General features: G+C 60.2%; 17 protein-coding genes. 4 read left to right on the top strand and 13 right to left on the bottom strand.

All coding sequences use genetic code 11. The features are described 5' to 3' along the window. Window positions 1–57 precede the first annotated feature (57 nt). The 4 genes from D0T11_RS15360 to pdhA form a co-directional block, all read right to left on the bottom strand. Complete coding sequence (locus tag D0T11_RS15360; RefSeq protein WP_119656681.1) at window positions 58–441, bottom strand: TraR/DksA family transcriptional regulator; 384 nt, start codon at window positions 439–441, stop codon at window positions 58–60. A gap of 247 nt (window positions 442–688) precedes the next feature. Further along, entirely contained in the window at window positions 689–1,165 is a 477-nt protein-coding gene (gene ribH / locus D0T11_RS15355) for a 6,7-dimethyl-8-ribityllumazine synthase (RefSeq protein WP_119656680.1), read from the bottom strand. Window positions 1,166–1,291: 126 nt separating this feature from the next. Next, window positions 1,292–2,062, bottom strand: coding sequence for a tetratricopeptide repeat protein (locus D0T11_RS15350; RefSeq protein ID WP_119656679.1), 771 nt, complete (start codon window positions 2,060–2,062; stop codon window positions 1,292–1,294). 57 nt (window positions 2,063–2,119) lie between these two features. After that, on the bottom strand, window positions 2,120–3,304 hold the full coding sequence (pdhA, locus tag D0T11_RS15345; protein WP_245990911.1) for a pyruvate dehydrogenase (acetyl-transferring) E1 component subunit alpha: 1,185 nt from the start codon (window positions 3,302–3,304) through the stop codon (window positions 2,120–2,122). A 68-nt stretch (window positions 3,305–3,372) separates the two neighbouring features. Here pdhA and recF point away from each other — a divergent pair, with 68 nt between their 5' ends. Together recF and D0T11_RS15335 are read left to right on the top strand one after the other, a co-directional pair. Then, the gene (gene recF, locus D0T11_RS15340) at window positions 3,373–4,485 is read left to right on the top strand and encodes a DNA replication/repair protein RecF (protein WP_119656678.1); all 1,113 of its coding nucleotides are present in this window, start codon (window positions 3,373–3,375) and stop codon (window positions 4,483–4,485) included. A gap of 66 nt (window positions 4,486–4,551) precedes the next feature. Further along, window positions 4,552–4,875, top strand: coding sequence for a DUF721 domain-containing protein (locus tag D0T11_RS15335; protein ID WP_119656677.1), 324 nt, complete (start codon window positions 4,552–4,554; stop codon window positions 4,873–4,875). Window positions 4,876–5,432: 557 nt separating this feature from the next. Here the strand turns inward: D0T11_RS15335 and D0T11_RS15330 are convergent. The 3 genes from D0T11_RS15330 to D0T11_RS15325 form a co-directional block, all read right to left on the bottom strand. Next, the gene (locus D0T11_RS15330) at window positions 5,433–5,996 is read right to left on the bottom strand and encodes an acyl-CoA thioesterase (RefSeq protein WP_245990909.1); all 564 of its coding nucleotides are present in this window, start codon (window positions 5,994–5,996) and stop codon (window positions 5,433–5,435) included. A gap of 228 nt (window positions 5,997–6,224) precedes the next feature. Further along, window positions 6,225–6,623: a helix-turn-helix domain-containing protein gene (locus tag D0T11_RS22185; RefSeq protein WP_147374682.1), complete on the bottom strand. Its 399-nt coding sequence runs from the start codon at window positions 6,621–6,623 to the stop codon at window positions 6,225–6,227. Between the two features lie 231 nt (window positions 6,624–6,854). Continuing rightward, a complete protein-coding gene (locus D0T11_RS15325; protein WP_119656676.1) occupies window positions 6,855–7,694 on the bottom strand; it encodes a glycerophosphodiester phosphodiesterase family protein in 840 nt (279 codons plus the stop codon). 149 nt (window positions 7,695–7,843) lie between these two features. Between D0T11_RS15325 and D0T11_RS15320 the strand changes: the two genes are divergently transcribed. Beyond that, entirely contained in the window at window positions 7,844–8,461 is a 618-nt protein-coding gene (locus D0T11_RS15320; RefSeq protein ID WP_119656675.1) for a hypothetical protein, read from the top strand. Between the two features lie 104 nt (window positions 8,462–8,565). Here D0T11_RS15320 and D0T11_RS15315 read toward each other — a convergent pair whose 3' ends face one another. The 3 genes from D0T11_RS15315 to D0T11_RS15305 all read right to left on the bottom strand — a co-directional run bounded on the left by D0T11_RS15315 (window position 8,566) and on the right by D0T11_RS15305 (window position 10,617). Further along, window positions 8,566–8,841, bottom strand: coding sequence for a PLD nuclease N-terminal domain-containing protein (locus D0T11_RS15315; RefSeq protein ID WP_119656674.1), 276 nt, complete (start codon window positions 8,839–8,841; stop codon window positions 8,566–8,568). A gap of 112 nt (window positions 8,842–8,953) precedes the next feature. Then, window positions 8,954–9,583 (bottom strand): rhomboid family intramembrane serine protease, encoded by a 630-nt coding sequence (locus tag D0T11_RS15310; protein WP_119656673.1) that lies wholly within the window; start codon window positions 9,581–9,583, stop codon window positions 8,954–8,956. Between the two features lie 62 nt (window positions 9,584–9,645). Then, complete coding sequence (locus D0T11_RS15305) at window positions 9,646–10,617, bottom strand: polyprenyl synthetase family protein (RefSeq protein WP_119656672.1); 972 nt, start codon at window positions 10,615–10,617, stop codon at window positions 9,646–9,648. An 82-nt stretch (window positions 10,618–10,699) separates the two neighbouring features. Here D0T11_RS15305 and D0T11_RS15300 point away from each other — a divergent pair, with 82 nt between their 5' ends. Continuing rightward, complete coding sequence (locus D0T11_RS15300; RefSeq protein ID WP_119656671.1) at window positions 10,700–11,206, top strand: TonB family protein; 507 nt, start codon at window positions 10,700–10,702, stop codon at window positions 11,204–11,206. A gap of 92 nt (window positions 11,207–11,298) precedes the next feature. Here D0T11_RS15300 and rnr read toward each other — a convergent pair whose 3' ends face one another. The 3 genes from rnr to D0T11_RS15285 form a co-directional block, all read right to left on the bottom strand. Continuing rightward, window positions 11,299–13,959 (bottom strand): ribonuclease R, encoded by a 2,661-nt coding sequence (gene rnr / locus D0T11_RS15295; protein ID WP_119656670.1) that lies wholly within the window; start codon window positions 13,957–13,959, stop codon window positions 11,299–11,301. A gap of 283 nt (window positions 13,960–14,242) precedes the next feature. Beyond that, complete coding sequence (locus D0T11_RS15290) at window positions 14,243–16,267, bottom strand: ABC transporter ATP-binding protein (protein ID WP_119656669.1); 2,025 nt, start codon at window positions 16,265–16,267, stop codon at window positions 14,243–14,245. 195 nt (window positions 16,268–16,462) lie between these two features. Beyond that, window positions 16,463–17,101: a lipoprotein signal peptidase gene (locus tag D0T11_RS15285; RefSeq protein WP_119656668.1), complete on the bottom strand. Its 639-nt coding sequence runs from the start codon at window positions 17,099–17,101 to the stop codon at window positions 16,463–16,465. Window positions 17,102–17,285 lie beyond the last annotated feature (184 nt).

The raw sequence follows: 17,285 nt of genomic DNA, 5'->3' as shown, positions 1-17,285 counted from the left end.
CCGCCGCGAAGCGGGGCCGGGGGCTGGTCCGGGCAAATAAGGCAGCCAGCAGCGGGATTAGTCGCGACGGGCCATTTTGGCTTCGATGGAGTGCTGGGTGTGGGGCACGGCCCGCAGACGCTCCTTCTGGATCAGTTTGCCGGTGCCGATGCACACGCCGTAGGTTCCGTTCTTGATACGAACCAGCGCGTTTTCGAGCTGCTGAATGAACTTCATCTGGCGCGAGGCCAGCTGGTTCATGCTCTCTTTCTCGGCCGTGTCGGCCCCGTCTTCCAGCACCTTCGAGGAAGAGGCCGTGTTGTCGGTGCCCGTATCGTTTTTGCGACTCAGGGTTTCCTTGATAAAAGAAACTTCCTTGCGGGCAGCCGTGAGCTTGTCCTGAATGATTTGCTCAAACTCGGCCAGTTCTTCCCTGGAATAGCGTAGGGATTCGTCATTCATGTCGTTCGGGAAGGAAGTTTAACGGATGTGGTGATTGGCATTGTTGGCGGCGGCAGTAGGGTCCAAAACCCAGGTAGCAGGCCCAACGTCAGTGGGCAGGAATAAGTTTACCTGATTCCTGCACCGATAACCGGGTCAGCGCCACTGGTTTTCCGACAGGCCCGATGGCAGTCGTATTCGGCCGCAAAGCTACGGTTTTGTCCGCTAATCAACCTGATACCGTTCGGACACTCTGCGGCGGGCCGGGCTAAAAGCCCAACATATGGATGGCCGCAACCGCACCCTCCACGCCCTTGTTGCCGTGCTTGCCGCCGGCCCGGTCCCAAGCCTGCTCTAGGGTGTTGGTGGTTACGAGTCCGAAAATGACGGGCTTGTTGAACTTGAGGCCCACGTTGGTGATGCCGCTGGCTACCGCGTGGCAGATGTAGTCGTCGTGCTTGGTTTCGCCCTGAATAACTACCCCGAGGCAGATGACGGCGTCAATTTCCTCGTGCTGGGCCAGCAGCTGAGCCCCCAGCGTGAGCTCGAAGCTGCCGGGCACCGTGTTGCGGAAGATATTCTCTGGCTTGGCCCCGTGCTTGAGTAGGGTATCGTACGCCCCCTGGGCCAGGGTATCGGTGATTTCGCGGTTCCACTCCGCCACCACCAGCCCAAAGCGCTTGTCGGTAATGTCGATGAAGTGGTCGGAAGTATAATCGCTCAGGTTTTTGAGAGAAGTAGCCATGAAGGTTAGGCAGAAATGATTGGTGTCGCAAAGATAGCGTAGTGGCCGTGGGTGGCCCGGAGTTCACTACCCAACAAAAAAGGCGGCCAGTTGGCCGCCTTTCTGTTCAGCGAAATCAAGCACTACCTATTTACCCGACATACCCTCGGCCCGGGCTTTGTACTCCTTGGCCTCGTTGGCTTCGGCAGCGGCGGGGTAGTCGGTCAGGATTTTATCGTAGGCCGTAATGGCGGCAGCATAGTCCTTGGCCTGCTCGCGGGCGGTGGCTTCCTTGAGCAGGTAGCCGGGCGAGAAGAACTCGTTGGCGTTGTAGTTGGCGGCCTTGTTGTAAAAGTCGGCGGCTTCCTTGGCCTGGTTGAGCTCCAGATGGGCATCGCCCAGCAGGGCATAGGCGCGGGCCTGCACCAGATAGTCGTCGGAGCTGAAGTCTTCGAGGTAGTCAATGGCTTCCTTGTACTTGCTCTGCTTGAGGGCGGCCACACCGGCGTAGAAGTTGGCCAGGTTGCCGGCATCGGTGCCGCTGTACTCCGAAGCCACGCGCTCCAGACCCAGGTTGCGGCCGTCGCCCTTCATGGCTTTCTGCAACGAGTCGGCTTCCCAATAGTCGACGGCCTGAAACAGGGCGGCCTGGCCTTTGGTATCCTGGGTGCCCCGCCACAGGTAGTAGCCGAAGCCCCCGGCCACGGCCAGCACCACCAGGGCCAGCAGGCTCAGCAGCACGTTTTTGTTGCGGCGCACGAAATCCTCCGATTCTACCAGGCGCAGGGCCAGAGCATCGGGGTCTTCCATCAGCGGATGCTCGGGGTTATAGGCTTCGGCGGGCTGCAACGGGTCCGTGGAAACGGGCTGCTGCTGGCGGGCCTGCTGGCTCTTGCCCGTGTAAGGAATCTTTGACATGATGTAAGTTACTCGAAAAAGAGGCCACCGGGGGCGACCGGAAAAACGTCCGCCCGACTAGTCGCGGATGTAAGGATAATCCTGCTGCACGTACACGTCCTTGTACAGCTCATCGGCCGTGGGGTAAGGCGAGTTCTCAGCGAATTCCACCGACTCTGTTACCTGCGCCTTGATGCGCTCATCAATGGCTTCCAACTCGGCCTCGGTGGCCATGCTGTTGGTCAGGATGGTGTGGCGTACCGACTCGATGGTGTCACGGGAACGGTAGTCTTCCAGCTCGTCTTTGGTGCGGTACTTGGCCGGGTCGCTCATCGAGTGCCCCTTGTAGCGGTAGGTTTTGAACTCCAGGAATGTAGGGCCTTCGCCGGCCCGGGCCCGCTCGGCAGCGCGGGCCACGGCCTCGTGCACGTCTTCCACACTCATGCCATTCACCGGCTCCGAGGGCATGTCGTAGGCTTCCCCGATGGTGTAGAGCTCGGTTACGTTGGACGTGCGCTGCACCGACGTGCCCATGGCGTAGCCGTTGTTCTCCACTACGAAGATGACGGGTAGCTTCCAGAGCATGGCCATATTGAACGCCTCGTGCAACGCGCCCTGGCGCACGGCCCCATCGCCCATGTAGGCGATGCACACGTTGCCGGTCTTGTTGTACTTCTCGGCGAAGGCAATACCGGCCCCCATGGGCACCTGCGCCCCCACGATGCCGTGGCCGCCGATGAAGTTCACTTCCTTGTCGAACATGTGCATGGAACCGCCCTTGCCCTTGGAGCAACCGGTGGCTTTAGCAAACAGCTCGGCCATAATGGCGTTGGGCGAGGTGCCCAGGGCCAATGGATGAGCGTGGTCACGATACGCAGTAATCCACTTATCGTCCTTGGTCAGGGCCGACACGGCACCGGCTACGCAAGCTTCCTGGCCAATGTAGAGGTGGCAGAAGCCTTTAATTTTCTGCTGGCCGTAAAGCTGGCCGGCCTTTTCCTCGAACTTGCGCATGAGCATCATCTGCTCGTACCAGGTGAGGTAGGTTTGCTGGGAAAACTCGGGTTGGGCCGGCGAGGTTGCCTTCGGAGCACCCGTCGCTTTCTTGGCCGCCTTGTTGGCAACAGTCAGGGTGGCGGCCGGTTGCTTGGCCGTTTTCACCGTAGCTTTCGTCGCCTGACCCTCGGGCGCGGCCATAGAGTCCGACGATTTTTTCGTCGAGTTGGAAGCCTTGGGGGCAGCCTTTACTTTCGTCTCCGCCATCTTGCTTTCGATTGTTCGCGTTTGGGAGGCGAAAGTACGTAAAAGGATTGCAATTCCGAACCCCAAGCATGAACCTTGAAAGCCTCCATCTGCTATTCTTCAAGAATTACGAAGAAGCCCAGTTATCCTTTTCTCCGCACATCAATTGTTTCATCGGCGACAATGGCAGCGGCAAGACGAACCTGCTGGATGCCATCCATTACCTCTCGCTGACCAAAAGTGCCTTCACCGTTTCCGATACCCAGAGCATCAAGCAGGGCGAGGAGTTCTTCGTGACCCGGGGCCGGTTCAACGGCCTGGGCGATGAGCCGGGCCAGACGATTCAGTGCAGCCTGCGCCTGGGCCAGAAGAAATCCGTGACCCACGACAAGCAACCCTACGAGCGGGTGTCCGACCACATCGGCCGCTACCCGGTCGTGCTCATTTCGCCCTACGATACCGACCTGATCCGGCAGGGTAGCGAGGAGCGGCGCAAGTATTTCGACAGTCTGATTTCCCAGCTCGACCACGCCTACCTGGAGCAGCTCATCCGCTACACCCAGCTGCTCAGGCAGCGCAACTCCCTGCTCAAGCTGGCCACCGACCGCCAAGCCGGTTACGACCGCGACTACCTGCTGGTGCTGGACGAGCAGCTGGCCCCCGCCGGGGAAGATCTGGTGCGGCGGCGCCAGGAGTTTCTGACGGATTTCGAGCCCGTGTTCCAGCGCCACTACGCCCAGCTGGCCGACGGCCAGGAGCAGGTAACCCTTACCTATAAGAGTGAGCTCCCCGGGGCCGACTTTCTGAAACTGCTGCGCCTGCAAGAGCGACGCGACCTGAGCCTGCAGCGCACTACCATCGGCCCCCACCGCGACGACTTCACGTTTTGGATGGATGAGCTGCCCGTGAAAGGCTACGGCTCCCAGGGCCAGCAGAAGTCGTTTGCCATTGCCCTCAAGCTGGCCCAGTTTGAGGTGCTGGCCCAGCGCAAGCAGCAGAAGCCCCTGCTGCTGCTCGATGATATTTTCGACCGCCTCGATGAGAAGCGCATCACCCGCCTGATGCAGCTGGTAGCCAACCACACCTTCGGCCAGATTTTTCTGACCGATACTCACCTAGAGCGCACCGACCGGGTGCTGGCCAGCCTCTCGGAAGATATCCGCCGGTTCCGGGTTGAATCGGGTACTGTCACGCGGCTTTAGGCACCGGGCACGGTACCTTTGCAGAGCGGGCAGTTCGAGTGCAATGTTCGCGCGTTAAGAACTGCAATGGCGTATAAAAACCCTTCCTCTTTCGAAAATTCCCGCAGGTCGGATATCGTTCCGCTCAAGGATGGCATCACGGCATTGCTGCGGGCTTACCGCCTCCAGGGCAAGCTGAACGAGGTGACGGTGGTAGCCAGCTGGGAGCGAATTATGGGGAAGGCCGTGGCCATGAAAACCCAGCAGATTTACGTGAGCAACAACAAGCTTTTCGTGCGCCTCTCCTCGGCCCCGCTCAAACACGAGCTGGTGATGGCCAAGACCCAGGTGCTGGCCAACATCAACGCCGAGGTTGGGGAGGACGTGATCAAGGAAGTGGTCTTCCTGTAGGGCTTCCTTCCCCTTTCGGTTGTAGTGCTGCGTTGCCCACTCCTTTCCGGGGGCGGGCACTTTTATTCAGGCGTTTTCGACGAGATGCGAAGCAAAGGCTTCGCGCAACTGACCCGGCAGGTCGCTGTTCCAGTTGGCGGTGTTCCGCTGCCTTTTCCCAGGTACGACTGGGCCGCATATTGTGGGTCCACGACTTCAGTCAGTTGAAACATTGGCGGGTCATCTCCGGCCACCGTTATCGTCCCTTGCCTCAGAAGAACAGTAAGGGTCGAGGTTCGGCTGCCGTCGGGCCAGACACCGACGGCAGCCGAGCGGCTCGCCTCCCACTACCCCACCGGCAAACCGTTAGCCAGGCGGACTTCACGTGGCCGGTCTACTTAACCTCGCACTGTTGGAGATGACACAGCAGGGGGCTTCTAATAAAGCGCCCGGTTCAGGTGCGTTGGTTACCGATGCGGTCGGTTGTTGTGTAGGTTTGGCTGGCGAAGAAAAGCGGGTTGTGGTATTTCATACGTCTGCCTGTTCCCAGACCGCGACATCCGGCTACCCACCTGCTTTTAGTAGGCCAGTTGGCACCGCTCATTTTCCAGCAGGTGCAACTGGTCCACTACTGCCAGAATGGTGCGGGCGTTGTCGAACTCCTGGTGGTACCGGGCCTTGAACTCGCGGCGCTTGATGGCCTCCTGAAATCGGCGGGTGTCGTCGCGGGTTTCCAGCAGCAGGCCGGGCACCAGGGTGGGCTTACCCGCATCGTTTTTGGCCACCATGGTAAAGTAGCACGTGTTGGTGTGCTTGACGCTCCCGGTGCGCACGTCTTCGGCCGTTACCTTGATACCTACCAGCACGGAAGTGCGGCCCACATAGTTCACGGAAGCCAGCAGGGAAACCAGCTCCCCCACCTCCACTGGCTGGAGGAAGTTGACGCCATCCACGCTCACCGTCACGCAGTAGTTGCCGGCATGTTTGGAGGCGGCGGCATAAGCCACTTTGTCCATGAGGGAGAGCAGAATTCCGCCGTGAATTTTTCCGCCGAAGTTGGCGTAGGAAGGAATCATGAGCTCAGTGAGCGTGACCCGGGAATAAGAAACAGGCCGGTAGTCGGGCAGCAGGGAAGCGGGCATCAGGCAGCAGTAAAAACAGTACTCCGCCGCAAGATACAGGGCCGCAGTTCAGCCTCCTCAACCCTCACCGCTGTTGCCCCTTAAAGCCTTGTGTATCGACCCTGGATCTACCTGTATCACGCTCCATGGAACACCGCTTGTACACTGCTGCCAAGGTTTAGCAACAGTACCGTATCACGGTGTTGCCCGGACCCCTGAACAGATATGTTTCACGTGGAACACAGGCCTTTACTTGGGGCCGTACACCTTTAACAGCAAACCGTTGTAGTCTTCGAGCAGGGCAATATACTTCTGCTGAAGCGTCATCAGCTGTTTTAGACTATCCGCGTCTGCGGGCAACGAAACAGTGTTACGCATTGCAACAGGTGTATCAGGTGTTACAGTAACAGGTTTTGATACAGGTGTAACACTCAATGATAGATCAACCTGTTGTAACGTTGTAAAATCTTGCGAGAAATCGTGTCCGATTATTTCTCCAATTCTCTTTACAAAGTTGTAATCGAGTGATGCATCCTTGAATTTACGGTAGATCGTAGGCCGTGTAATACCCAGCTCTTCCACAAGGTGTGTAATCGAAATTCCGCTGTTTTTAATGACTTCTTGCAGTATTTCGCCCTGATGTGGCATAGAGACAGTGTGTAACGGATGTCGAGTTTGTAAATATCACGAAACGCCCCAACGTAATCAAGTATTACACGAACGTATTCAACGTTACACGTATCATTATCGGCGAATTTGTAACAAGTGTTCAGTGTACAAACCCTTGTTACACGCACTACTGGTGTAACAAAGACTATTACATCTGTCGTGCGTGTTACGATCTGTGTTACGCATTACACTGCTGCCAGGGGTACATACTCAGCGTAACGCCAGCAGCCGATTGGGGTAATCGGTCGTAATACCCCAGGGGGCCAGCGCTAGTACTCGTTGCATATCCAGCACGTCGTTCACCGTCCAGGGCACGAGCTTTATGTGCTGTTCGCGAAGCTCCGCTCCCAGGGCCGGCGTGAGCAAACCGAAGTCCGGGCCGAGCACTTCCGGCCGGAAACCCAGTTCCATCAGATGGTGCGCCAGCGGCAGCTTATCCTCTATCAGCAGGCAGAGCGGCAGTGTGGGCAGCGCCGGGCGGGCCAGTTGCAGAACGCGCTTATCGAAGCTGAGCAGCGTGGTGCGGGGCAGGATTTCCAGGGTGCGCAACTCGGCCAGTACCAGCTTCAGAAACACGGCCGGCGGGGGCTGAAACTGCGGCTCCTCCCCTTCCCCACTCTTCACCTCAATGCTGTAGCCAACGGGTGAACGGCCCAGCTGCCGGGCCAGATTTTCCAACTCCGTTACCACTTCGCGCAGCAGCGGTTTGCAGGCCGGCACGGGCCGCTGCTCCGGAAAACTGGGGTGACGGGTGAGGCCGCAGTCGTACTCGCGGATGCGGGCGTAGGGCAGCTGGTAGAGGTTGTGCCGGAGCTGTCCGGCGGCGGCAATGGCAGCCCCCGCCGGCGTGCGGCAAATGGCGGCCGACATCCAGGGCTCGTGCGAAACCACCACCTGGTGGTCGGCAGAAATAACTACGTCCAGTTCCACCACATCTACGCCCAGCCGCAAAGCTTCGCGAAAGGCGGGCATGGTGTTTTCGGGAAGCAGACCGCGACAGCCCCGGTGGCCGTGAATTTCCGGGAATGGCCGCGTAAGCGCAGATGACATAATAGTAGCAGTGAGCAGGAGCCGCGAAGTTGCGGCCGGCGTTCTGCATTACGCAAGGCGGGTAATCAGCGCACCAAAATCAGACTACTTTTACACTCCGAACCCCTTCTCAACTCTCCTACTAACCCGCTCGTCTGGCATTCTGCGTCATGAAAAAACTCCTCATTCTAATCGTGCTCGTGGCCGTGGCCGTCGGGGGCTACCTCTACTTCTACCACGTCCGGACCACGCCCGAGTACTCGCTGATGCAGGCCTACAAGGCCCTGGACGACCACGACGTGGCGGCCTTTGAGCAGTACGTAGACGTGAACAGCGTTACCAACAACTTAGTCAACGACGTCACGCAGAACAGCTCGGCGCTGGGCCTGCTCAACCCCGGAGGCTTGGCCATGAAGGGGGCTCTGAGTCTGCTTAAGCCCCAGCTGGTGCAGGCGGCCCGCAAGGAAGTGCAGCGCTACGTGGAAACCGGCTCGGCTGAGGCAGCGGCCGCGCCCAGGCGGCTTGTCAATGTTTCCATCCTGGGGCTAGCCGGCAAAGTGGTGGGTGAAGGCAGCCGCTTCAAAGGCGTGCAGTACACCCGCCAGGAAGGTGAGCAGGCACTGGTGGGCCTGGAGTTCACGCAGCCCCGCTACGATACCACGCTGGTACTGGAGGTGAAAATGCGCAACCAGGGCGACCATTGGCAGGCCACGGAAATCACGAATACCGGCGCTATTCTGCAACACGTGGCGCGCATGGAAAAGCGGCGGCTGGTAGGCGGCCGGTAAGCCGCCTGCCCCGGCAACCATAGCTTACCCCTTCATAAAGAAGCACAAAAAAGGGTCCCGCGTGCATGGCACGCGGGACCCTTTTTTGTGCTGTTGTTCGCCGGCTACTTCCGGCCCGAGAAAAGGAAGTAGATAATGGAACCACCGAAGGGGAAGAACCAAATGATCAGGCCCCAGATGATTTTTTTGCCCGTCGACCAGTCCTGCTTGATCAGGCTCAGGAAGGCGGCTATGGCCAGCAGGATGTAGAGCACTCCAAAAATGGAGAGAGAGCCACTATCGGTACGGCCGCTGCACGAAGTGAGCAGAGAGGCCACCGTGAGGGAAAGCAGGAGCGAGAAAGCCGGGAGGCGCTGGGTAAGGGTGCGTACAGAGTTCATACTGCAGGGAGGTTGAGTGTTGGGGAGAGATTACGCGTCCCTTTACGCATTAAGCCCGAAATGGATATTAGCCCGGCAACGTTTTCATATTAATATATTGAAAATGAGTTAGTTATGAAATATAGGCTTGTAATTGTTCCCAAAAAATCCCCGCAGCGCGCGGTATCAGAATGAGGGTGAGCACGATACCATAAATAGCGCCGTAGAAGTGGGCATCATGGTTGATATTGTCGCTTCCGGGGCGCTGGCTCATGTAGTAGGAGTAGCCCAGATACAAAAAGCCGAAGATGAAGCCCGGAATAGCTATTGGCAGCGGGAAGATGTAGAGGCCGGCTACGGGGTTGAACAGGATGGCTGAGAAGATAACCGAGGCCACCCCGCCCGAAGCTCCGAGGCTGCGGTAGCTGGGGTCGTTGCGGTGGCGCAGGTAGGTGGGGATGTCGGATACCACAATGCCGCCCAGGTAAAGTAGCAGGAAGTAGAGCAGGCCGGTAATGGGGCCGAATACTTCGGTGAACACGCCTTCGACCAGCTGGCTGAAGGAGTAAAAGGCGAGCATGTTGAAGAGCAGGTGAGTGATATCGGCGTGCAGAAAACCGGAGGTAATGAAGCGGTACCAGTCGTTGTTACGCTGCATCCGGTAGGGTTCCAGAATCCAGCTTTCCAGGAACGCGGGATTCGACCAGGCATAAAACGCGGGGCTTGTCCCCGCCCGCCGTTGACAAGTAGCAGCAGATTTCATTTAGCCAGACCGTTGTAACGGCGGGCGGGGGCAAGCCCCGCCCCTACAGCCTATGCGGCAGCCTACTGCTCGCGCTCCAGGAGTTGCAGGGCCAGCTGGTGCAGGGGCTTCTTGCGCGTTTCGGGGGCCGCTACGCGCTCCAGGTGCTGCAAGGCATCGAGGAAGTAGTCGTTGATGAGGGCCTCGGTCTGGGGGCGGATTTCGAGCTCGTCGTAGATGGCCCGCACGGCCTCGACCTTGGCGTCTTCATCCGTTACGGGCTGGCCGATGTGGCGGGCCAGCACGGCCCGCTGGGCGGGGCTGGCCTGGGCCTGGGCCGTGAGCAGCAGGTAGGTCTTTTTATCAGCCAGGATGTCGCCGCCCACGCGCTTGCCGAAGGTCGCGGCGTCGCCGTACACGTCGAGCAGGTCGTCGCGGAGCTGGAAAGCCAGGCCGATGCCTTCCCCGAACTGGCGCAGGTGGTCGGCATCGGCTTCCGAAGACCCGCCGAGCCGGGCGCCCAGCTCCAGCGCAAAGCCCAGCAGCACGGCCGTTTTCAGCCGGATCATATCCAGGTACTGGGCAATGCTGACGTCGGACTGGGTTTCGAAATGCATATCCCACTGCTGGCCCTCGCAGACCTCGGCGGCCGTTTGCGAGAAGCGGCGAAGCAGGGGGGCCAGTAGGGGTCCGGGCACATCGAAGAGCAGCTCGTAGGCGCGCACCAGCATCACGTCGCCGCTGAGGATGGCCACGTTGGGGTTCCACTTCTCGTGCACCGTGGCCTGGCCCCGGCGCAGGGGCGCCTGGTCCATCAGGTCGTCGTGGAGCAGGGTGAAATTGTGGAAGACTTCGGTGGCCAGGGCGGGCTTCACGATGGCATCAAGCTCGTCGGTGAACAGGTGGGCCCCGAGCAGCGTGAGCACGGGCCGGATGCGCTTGCCACCGAGGCTCATGATGTAGCGGATGGGCTCGTAGAGGCTCGTCGGCTGGTCGCCGTAGGACAGGCCGGCCAGACCGGCGTTGAGTTTATCGGTAACGAAAGAGAGGTCCACGCAGAGGGCTAAAGGTTGAGATGGGAAAGGTACGGCGGGTTGCGGGAAGCGCTGCCTGCTACTCCTTTGTACCTTCCCTTCCATGAGAGCCAAAACCCCGCTGCTACTATTGGTTTCGCTGCTGCTCCCGGTAATGGGTGTAGCTCAGAACTCCTACAACCGCTGGGATGCCCGCCCGCCCGACCCCCTCGTACCACTGCCCCGTAAAACGACCCGGCAGCCTACTGCTCCGAAGCCGAGCCCGCCAACTCCGGCCGCCCCCGATTCGGTAGCGCTTACTACAGGCAAGTATGTACGGGTGGAGACGAAGCCCAGCTTTCTGGGCGGGGCGCAGGCCATGTACACAATCATCAGCAAGAACCTGAAACGCCCGCCCGGCCCCCGGCAGCGTGGGCAGGTGATGGTGCAGTTCACGGTGCTCGCATCCGGGGCCTTAACCGGCATCGGAGTAGTGCCGGGCCGGGGCCTAAACCCGGCCTACGATGCCGCAGCAGTAGCGGCAGTAAGCCGATTGAATACCTTCACTCCGGGCAAGCGCGGCGGGCTCCCCGTTGATATGGTGCTGACGGTACCGGTAGACTTCCAATAGGCAGCCGGCGCTGGCAGCAAAAAACCCCTACCACCGTTACCGGCGATAGGGGCTACTTACTCGATCAGGCAACGTCTTTTAGAGAGGAAGCGTTACCGGCGGCGCTTGCCCCCGCCGCCTTTGCTGCTGCTCTTGCCATCGGAGCGGCCGCCGGCGCTGTTGCTGCTGTTTTTACCGTCGCTCCGGCCACCCTTGCTGCTGCCACTGCCCGACTTGCCGCCACTGCGCTCGGGGCGGTAGCCACGGGGGCTGCTGCTGCTGTCGCGGCGCTCCTGCTGCTCGCGCTGCTTTACGTCGTCGGGGCGGTCATCCACGAGGGCAAAGTCGATGGTACGGTCGAGCAGGTTCACAGCTTTCACCTCCACCTGCAGCTCGTCGCCGAACTGAATGATGCGCTTGCTGCCGTGGCCCACGAGGCGGTAGTTGTCCTTGTCGAGCTCAAAGGTGTCGCCGGGAATGTCGCTGATGCGAATCATGCCCTCGCACTTGTTCTCGGCAATTTCGACGTACATGCCCCACTCGGTGAGGCCCGAAACCACGCCGGTGAACTGCTCGCCAATGTGGTCCTGCAGGAACTCGACCTGCTTGAACTTGATGCTGGCGCGCTCGGCGCTGGCGGCCAGTTTCTCGCGCTCCGACGAGTGCTTGCATTCCTCCTCAATGGGCTCCACTTCCACGTTCTTGCCCCCTTCGAGGTAGTGCTCCAGCAGGCGGTGGGCCATCATGTCGGGGTAGCGACGGATGGGCGAAGTGAAGTGCGAGTAGTGCTCGAAGGCTAGGCCGAAGTGCCCGCGCGGGTCGGTGGTGTAGGTGGCCTTGGCCATGGTCCGGATGGCCAGGGTCTGGAGCACGTTCTGCTCGGGGCGGCCCACCACTTCGGTGTTCAGCCCGTTGAGTTCGGTGCTGATTTTTTGGGGATTGTTGAGGTCGAGCTGGTAGCCGAATTTCTTGGCAAACAGGGCGAAGTTCTGGAGCCGCTCGGGGTCGGGCGAGTCGTGGACGCGGTAGACCATCGTGAAGCGCGGCTTGGTCTTTTTGAGCTTGAACACGAACTCGGCCACCTTGCGGTTGGCCAGCAGCATGAACTCCTCAATCATCTTGTGGGCATCCTTGCGCTCCTTCACATACACGCCCAAGGGCTTGCCATCCTCGTCGAGGCGGAACTTCACCTCCTGGGTTTCAAAGCTGATGGCCCCCTGCTTGAAGCGGGCGGCGCAGAGCTTCTTGGCGATACGGTTCATGAGCTGCACCTCCTGGGTGTAGTCGGAATCGAGGCCCTCAATCCGCTCCTGGGCATCTTCGTAGGCGAAGCGGCGGTCGGAGTGAATGATGGTTTTTCCCAGCCAGGTGCTGTAGAGCTTGCCGTTCTCATCGAGTTCGAACACGGCCGAGAAGGTCAGCTTGTCCTCGTTGGGCCGTAGCGAGCAGAGGCCGTTGCTCAGGCGCTCGGGCAACATCGGAATCACGCGGTCGACGAGGTACACTGAGGTAGCACGCTGGCGGGCTTCGCTCTCCAGGGCCGTGTCGAGGCGCACGTAGTGCGTTACGTCAGCAATGTGCACCCCAATTTCCCAGTGCCCGTTTTCGAGCTGCTGAATCGACAGCGCATCGTCGAAGTCCTTGGCATCGGCCGGGTCGATAGTGAAGGTCGTGACGCCCCGGAAGTCGCGGCGGCGCTCGATTTCGGCGGCCTCCATCTCGGTGCTCATCTCCTCCGACTCAGCCTCTACCTCGGCCGGGAATTCAAACGGCAGCCCGAACTCGGCCATGATGGCGTTGATCTCGGCCTCGTTGCCACCGGCCTGTCCGAAGCTGCGCTCAATTACGCCGGCGGGCGAACGGTCGGAGCCTTCCTCCGGAAACTCGGTTACATGAACGAGGACTTTCTCGCCGTGCTGGGCACCGTTGAGGTCGTCCTGGCTCACGTACACATCGAAGTACAGCTTACGGTTGTCGGGCTTCACGAAGGCCACGTTGTCGCGGATCTGGAGGCGGCCTACTACTTCGGGGCGCTTGCGGTCGAGCACTTCCACCACGTCGCCCACCGGGCGGCCGTCGCGGGAGCTGCGCAGCCGCAGCCGCACCGTGTCGCCCTGCATGGCAAACTGGAGGCGGTCGGTGAACACGCGCACGTCTTTCTCCGTCTCCTCGCTAATCACGAAGGCGTACTTGTCGGTGGCCAGGGCCACGGTACCCACAATGGTGTCGCCCCCGCTCTCGCGGCGGCGGCGGGGCGCCTGGGGCTCGTTGGCACCGGGAAAGTCGAAGCCGGCCTCGCGGCGGCGGTGCACCACGGGGTCCTGGCCGAACTCGCTCTCGGCCACCCGGCCACCGCGGGGCAGCTTCTTGCCGGGCGGCAGTTCGCCGGGCTCGGTGGGCGTCTCGGCCGCTTCCGTTTCGGCACCGTCGTTCTTGGCTTTTCGGCTGCCCTTGATGCGGCCTTTCGGGGCGGCTTCGAAGGCGGCGGCCGCTTCGTCGGTCAGGCGGTACTCGTCGTTCTGAATCAGGAGCAGCTGGTCGTCCTGGCGCAGCTCGCGCAGGTGGGCAAACACCACTTCGCGCTGGTCTTTGGTGGTTACACCGAGGCGGCGCGAAAGCTGGCGGTAAGTGAGCACCTTACCGGGGTTGTCGCGGAAAATCCGCATAATCTGGTCCTGGCTGATGGTGGCCGAGGTGGCTGGGGCCGATGCTTCGGCGGCGGGTTGGGCCTTCGCGCGGGGGGCGCGGGGGGCTTTGGAAGAGGGTTGTTTCATGTAGTCGGGCCGCCGGTAATGGTCTGTTCTCAGGCGGCAGAGGTTGAATGAGGGGAAAGCCGGAAACTGTCCGGGCCTTTCGGGAAATGGAAAAAGGGGCCGGCGAACCGGCTTGGTAAGATACTACGGAATATAACGGTGAATAACTATATCGGGGTTAGCTGGCGTAGTAAACGAACGTCATGCAGAGCGGAGCGAAGCAAGCATCTCGCGTGCTGACGTTGCCAACGTGCTCCTGCGTCAGCACGCGAGATGCTTCGCTCCGCTCTGCATGACGTTCAGTTTACGCCCGGCTGGCCACGGCGGCCCGGATGTCGGCGGGGGTGTCTTTGGGGATGGCGGCCAGCAGTTGTTGCGTGTACGGATGCTGGGGGTTGGCGTAAATATCGGCGGCGGGGCCGCTTTCCACAATCTGGCCCTGGCGCATCACCAGCAGCCGGTCGCTCATAAACCGGGCCACCGACAAGTCGTGGGTGATGAAGAGGTAAGTGATGCCGAACTCGCGCTTGAGGTCGTTGAGCAGGTTGAGCACCTGGGCCTGCACCGACACATCGAGGGCCGACACGGATTCGTCGCAGATGATGCACTTGGGTTGCAGGGCCAGGGCGCGGGCAATGCAGATGCGCTGGCGCTGGCCGCCGCTGAACTCGTGGGGGTAGCGCATAAAGTGCTCCTCCCGCAGGCCCACCGTGCGCAGCAGCTCCAGCACCTTGGCTTTTTGCTGCTGCTTGGTGCCGCCTACGCCGTGTACCCGCATGGGCTCCACAATGGCCTCGCCCACGGTCATCATGGGGTTGAGGGCGGCGTAGGGGTCCTGGAACACCATCTGGAAGTCGCGGCGGCGGCGGCGTAGCGCCTCAGCCGGCAGCTTCGCCAGATCGTCGCCCTCGAACAGAATGCGGCCCGACGTTGGTTCCACCAGCCGCAGCAGCGCCCGGCCCAGCGTCGTCTTACCGCAGCCCGACTCCCCTACCAGCCCCACCGTTTCGCCGGGGTAAATCTCGAAGCTCACCCCATCAACCGCCCGCACGAACTCCGGCTTGCGGTTGAAGAACCCTTTGCGAATGGGGAAGTGCACGTTCAGGTCCTGCACTGCCAGCAACGGCACCTGCGTCCCTGGGTTGAAACCCTGGGCTACGGAGCGAGAAGCGGAAGCCGTGTCAGTGGCCAAGGCATCATCCGCCGCTACATCCGCGTCCATGCCCGGCTCCCTGACTAGCCCAGGGCTTAAGCCCTGGTTCGCCGGGTCGTAGGAGAGCGGAAGTTCCACGCCCGATTCGGCACTGGGAGCCGATTCAAGGCCAAAATGCGGTTCCACGGGGCGTGAAACACCATGTTCCACGGGGAACATTTTGGTGGTTTCACGCTCACTGTGAGAGGGCACAGCGTCGGCAGCACCGCTTTCATCATCAGGCACTTGACCTGGGGAAGTTTCAGTGGCAATAAAGCCCCCGTCGGCTGTTTCACGCATGAAATCGGCCACTACGGGAAGTTTTTTGCGACCCACCGAAAGTTTTGGGCGGCAGGCCAGTAGTCCCTTCGTGTAGGGGTGCTGGGGGTTGGTGAAAATATCGAGCACCGGCCCCTGCTCCACCACGTGGCCCCGGTACATGACGAGGATGCGGTCGGCTATTTCGGCTACTACGCCCAGGTCGTGGGTGATGAAGATGACGGCCGTGTTGTGCTCGCGGCGCAACTCATCAATGAGGCGTAGCATCTGGGCCTGCACCGTCACGTCGAGGGCCGTGGTGGGTTCGTCGGCGATGAGCAGGGCGGGGTTGCAGGCCATGGCCATGGCAATCATCACGCGCTGCTTCTGGCCGCCGCTGATTTCGTGGGGGTAGCTGGCGAAAATTTTCTCGGGCCGGGGCAGGCGGGCCATCGTGAACAGATCCACGGTGCGGACCCGGGCCTGCTTTTCGCTCAGGCTGGTGTGCAGGCGCAGGGCTTCCACCACCTGGCTGCCGCAGGTATACACCGGGTTCAGCGAGGTCATGGGCTCCTGAAAAATCATCCCGATGTCGTTGCCCCGCACCTGCTGGAGCTCATCGTCGCGGAGCGTGAGCAGGTCTACCTCCCCCAGCGCCTCGCTCTGGAACCGGGCCTCGCCGCTGGCAATCCGGCCGGGCGGCATCGGAATCAGCCCCATTAAGGCCAGGGAAGTTACCGACTTGCCCGAGCCCGATTCACCCACGATGGCCAGCGTTTCGCCCCGGTGCAGGTCGAAGCTGATGCCCTCCACGGCCCGGGTATTGCCCCGGTGGCTGTGGAAATCAATGGTCAGGTCGCGGACGGAGAGAATGGGCATTGGTTGAATTAAAAATTAAAAATGAAGAATTAAAAATTGCCTGAACTACCCGTCATCCTGACGAAGGAAGGACCTTATCCCATCCAAACGAGTCTCTGTTACGACTGTTCAGTGCGATAAGGTCCTTCCTTCGTCAGGATGACAGGTTTTTTCAGTCAGTCCTCAACTATTCAACTGGCAATTAACAACTGACATTTACGCCACTTCCGAAGCTTCGGCGTTGCGACGGGCCTGCGCCTCCGCTTCGGCGGCTTCAAAGTGGCCGCCGTAGAAGCGGTTCTGGAAAATCAGAATCAGGGCTACGCCCACGAAAATGGCGGAATCGGCGATGTTGAAAATAGGCCAGAGCGAGAGGTGGGACCCGCCCACCAGTGGCCAGGTGGAAGGCAGAATGCCTTCGTAGAGGTCGGCGTAGAGCATGTCAATCACCTGGCCGTGGAACCAGGGCGTGGGCGAACCAAAAGGGGCGTTGTCATAGATGATACCGTAGAAAATCGAGTCGATTAGGTTACCAATGGCCCCGCCCTGAATCATGGCGATGCAGATAATCAGGCCGTTAGGTGCATGTTGCTTCCAGAGGCGGTAGATGTAGTACCCAATGCCCGTGACGGCCACCAGCCGGAACAGCGTGAGCATCACCTTGCCGTAGGGCGGCGGCAGCTGCACGCCGAAGGCCATGCCCGGATTCAGGATGTAGTGCAGCTTGAACCAGTCGCCGAAAACGGGGATTTCGCCGGGCATGCCCATGGGCATGTAGCGGTGCACGGCCCACTTGGAGAGTTGGTCGATGACGATGACGAGCAGGGCCACCAGGTAATATTTCCAGTACTTCATAAGCACAAAGAGAAGCGAAATTTTAAACTGATCCGCAAAACACACTGCCGCCGCAGTATGTGGCCGAAGGATGGTTTTGTGCCGGTTTGAACCCCTTTTTTGGGGCTTTGTGCGGCGGATTGCTAAACGGCATTCAGGGGGCAAACTTACGGCAAAGGCCCCGGTTTCCGGGCGCGGTTGCGTA

It is taken from the genome of Hymenobacter rubripertinctus (assembly GCF_003583925.1).
Taxonomy (GTDB): domain Bacteria; phylum Bacteroidota; class Bacteroidia; order Cytophagales; family Hymenobacteraceae; genus Hymenobacter; species Hymenobacter rubripertinctus.
Note: the sequence above shows the minus strand (reverse complement) of the source record. Positions and strands in the feature narration are given on the sequence as shown.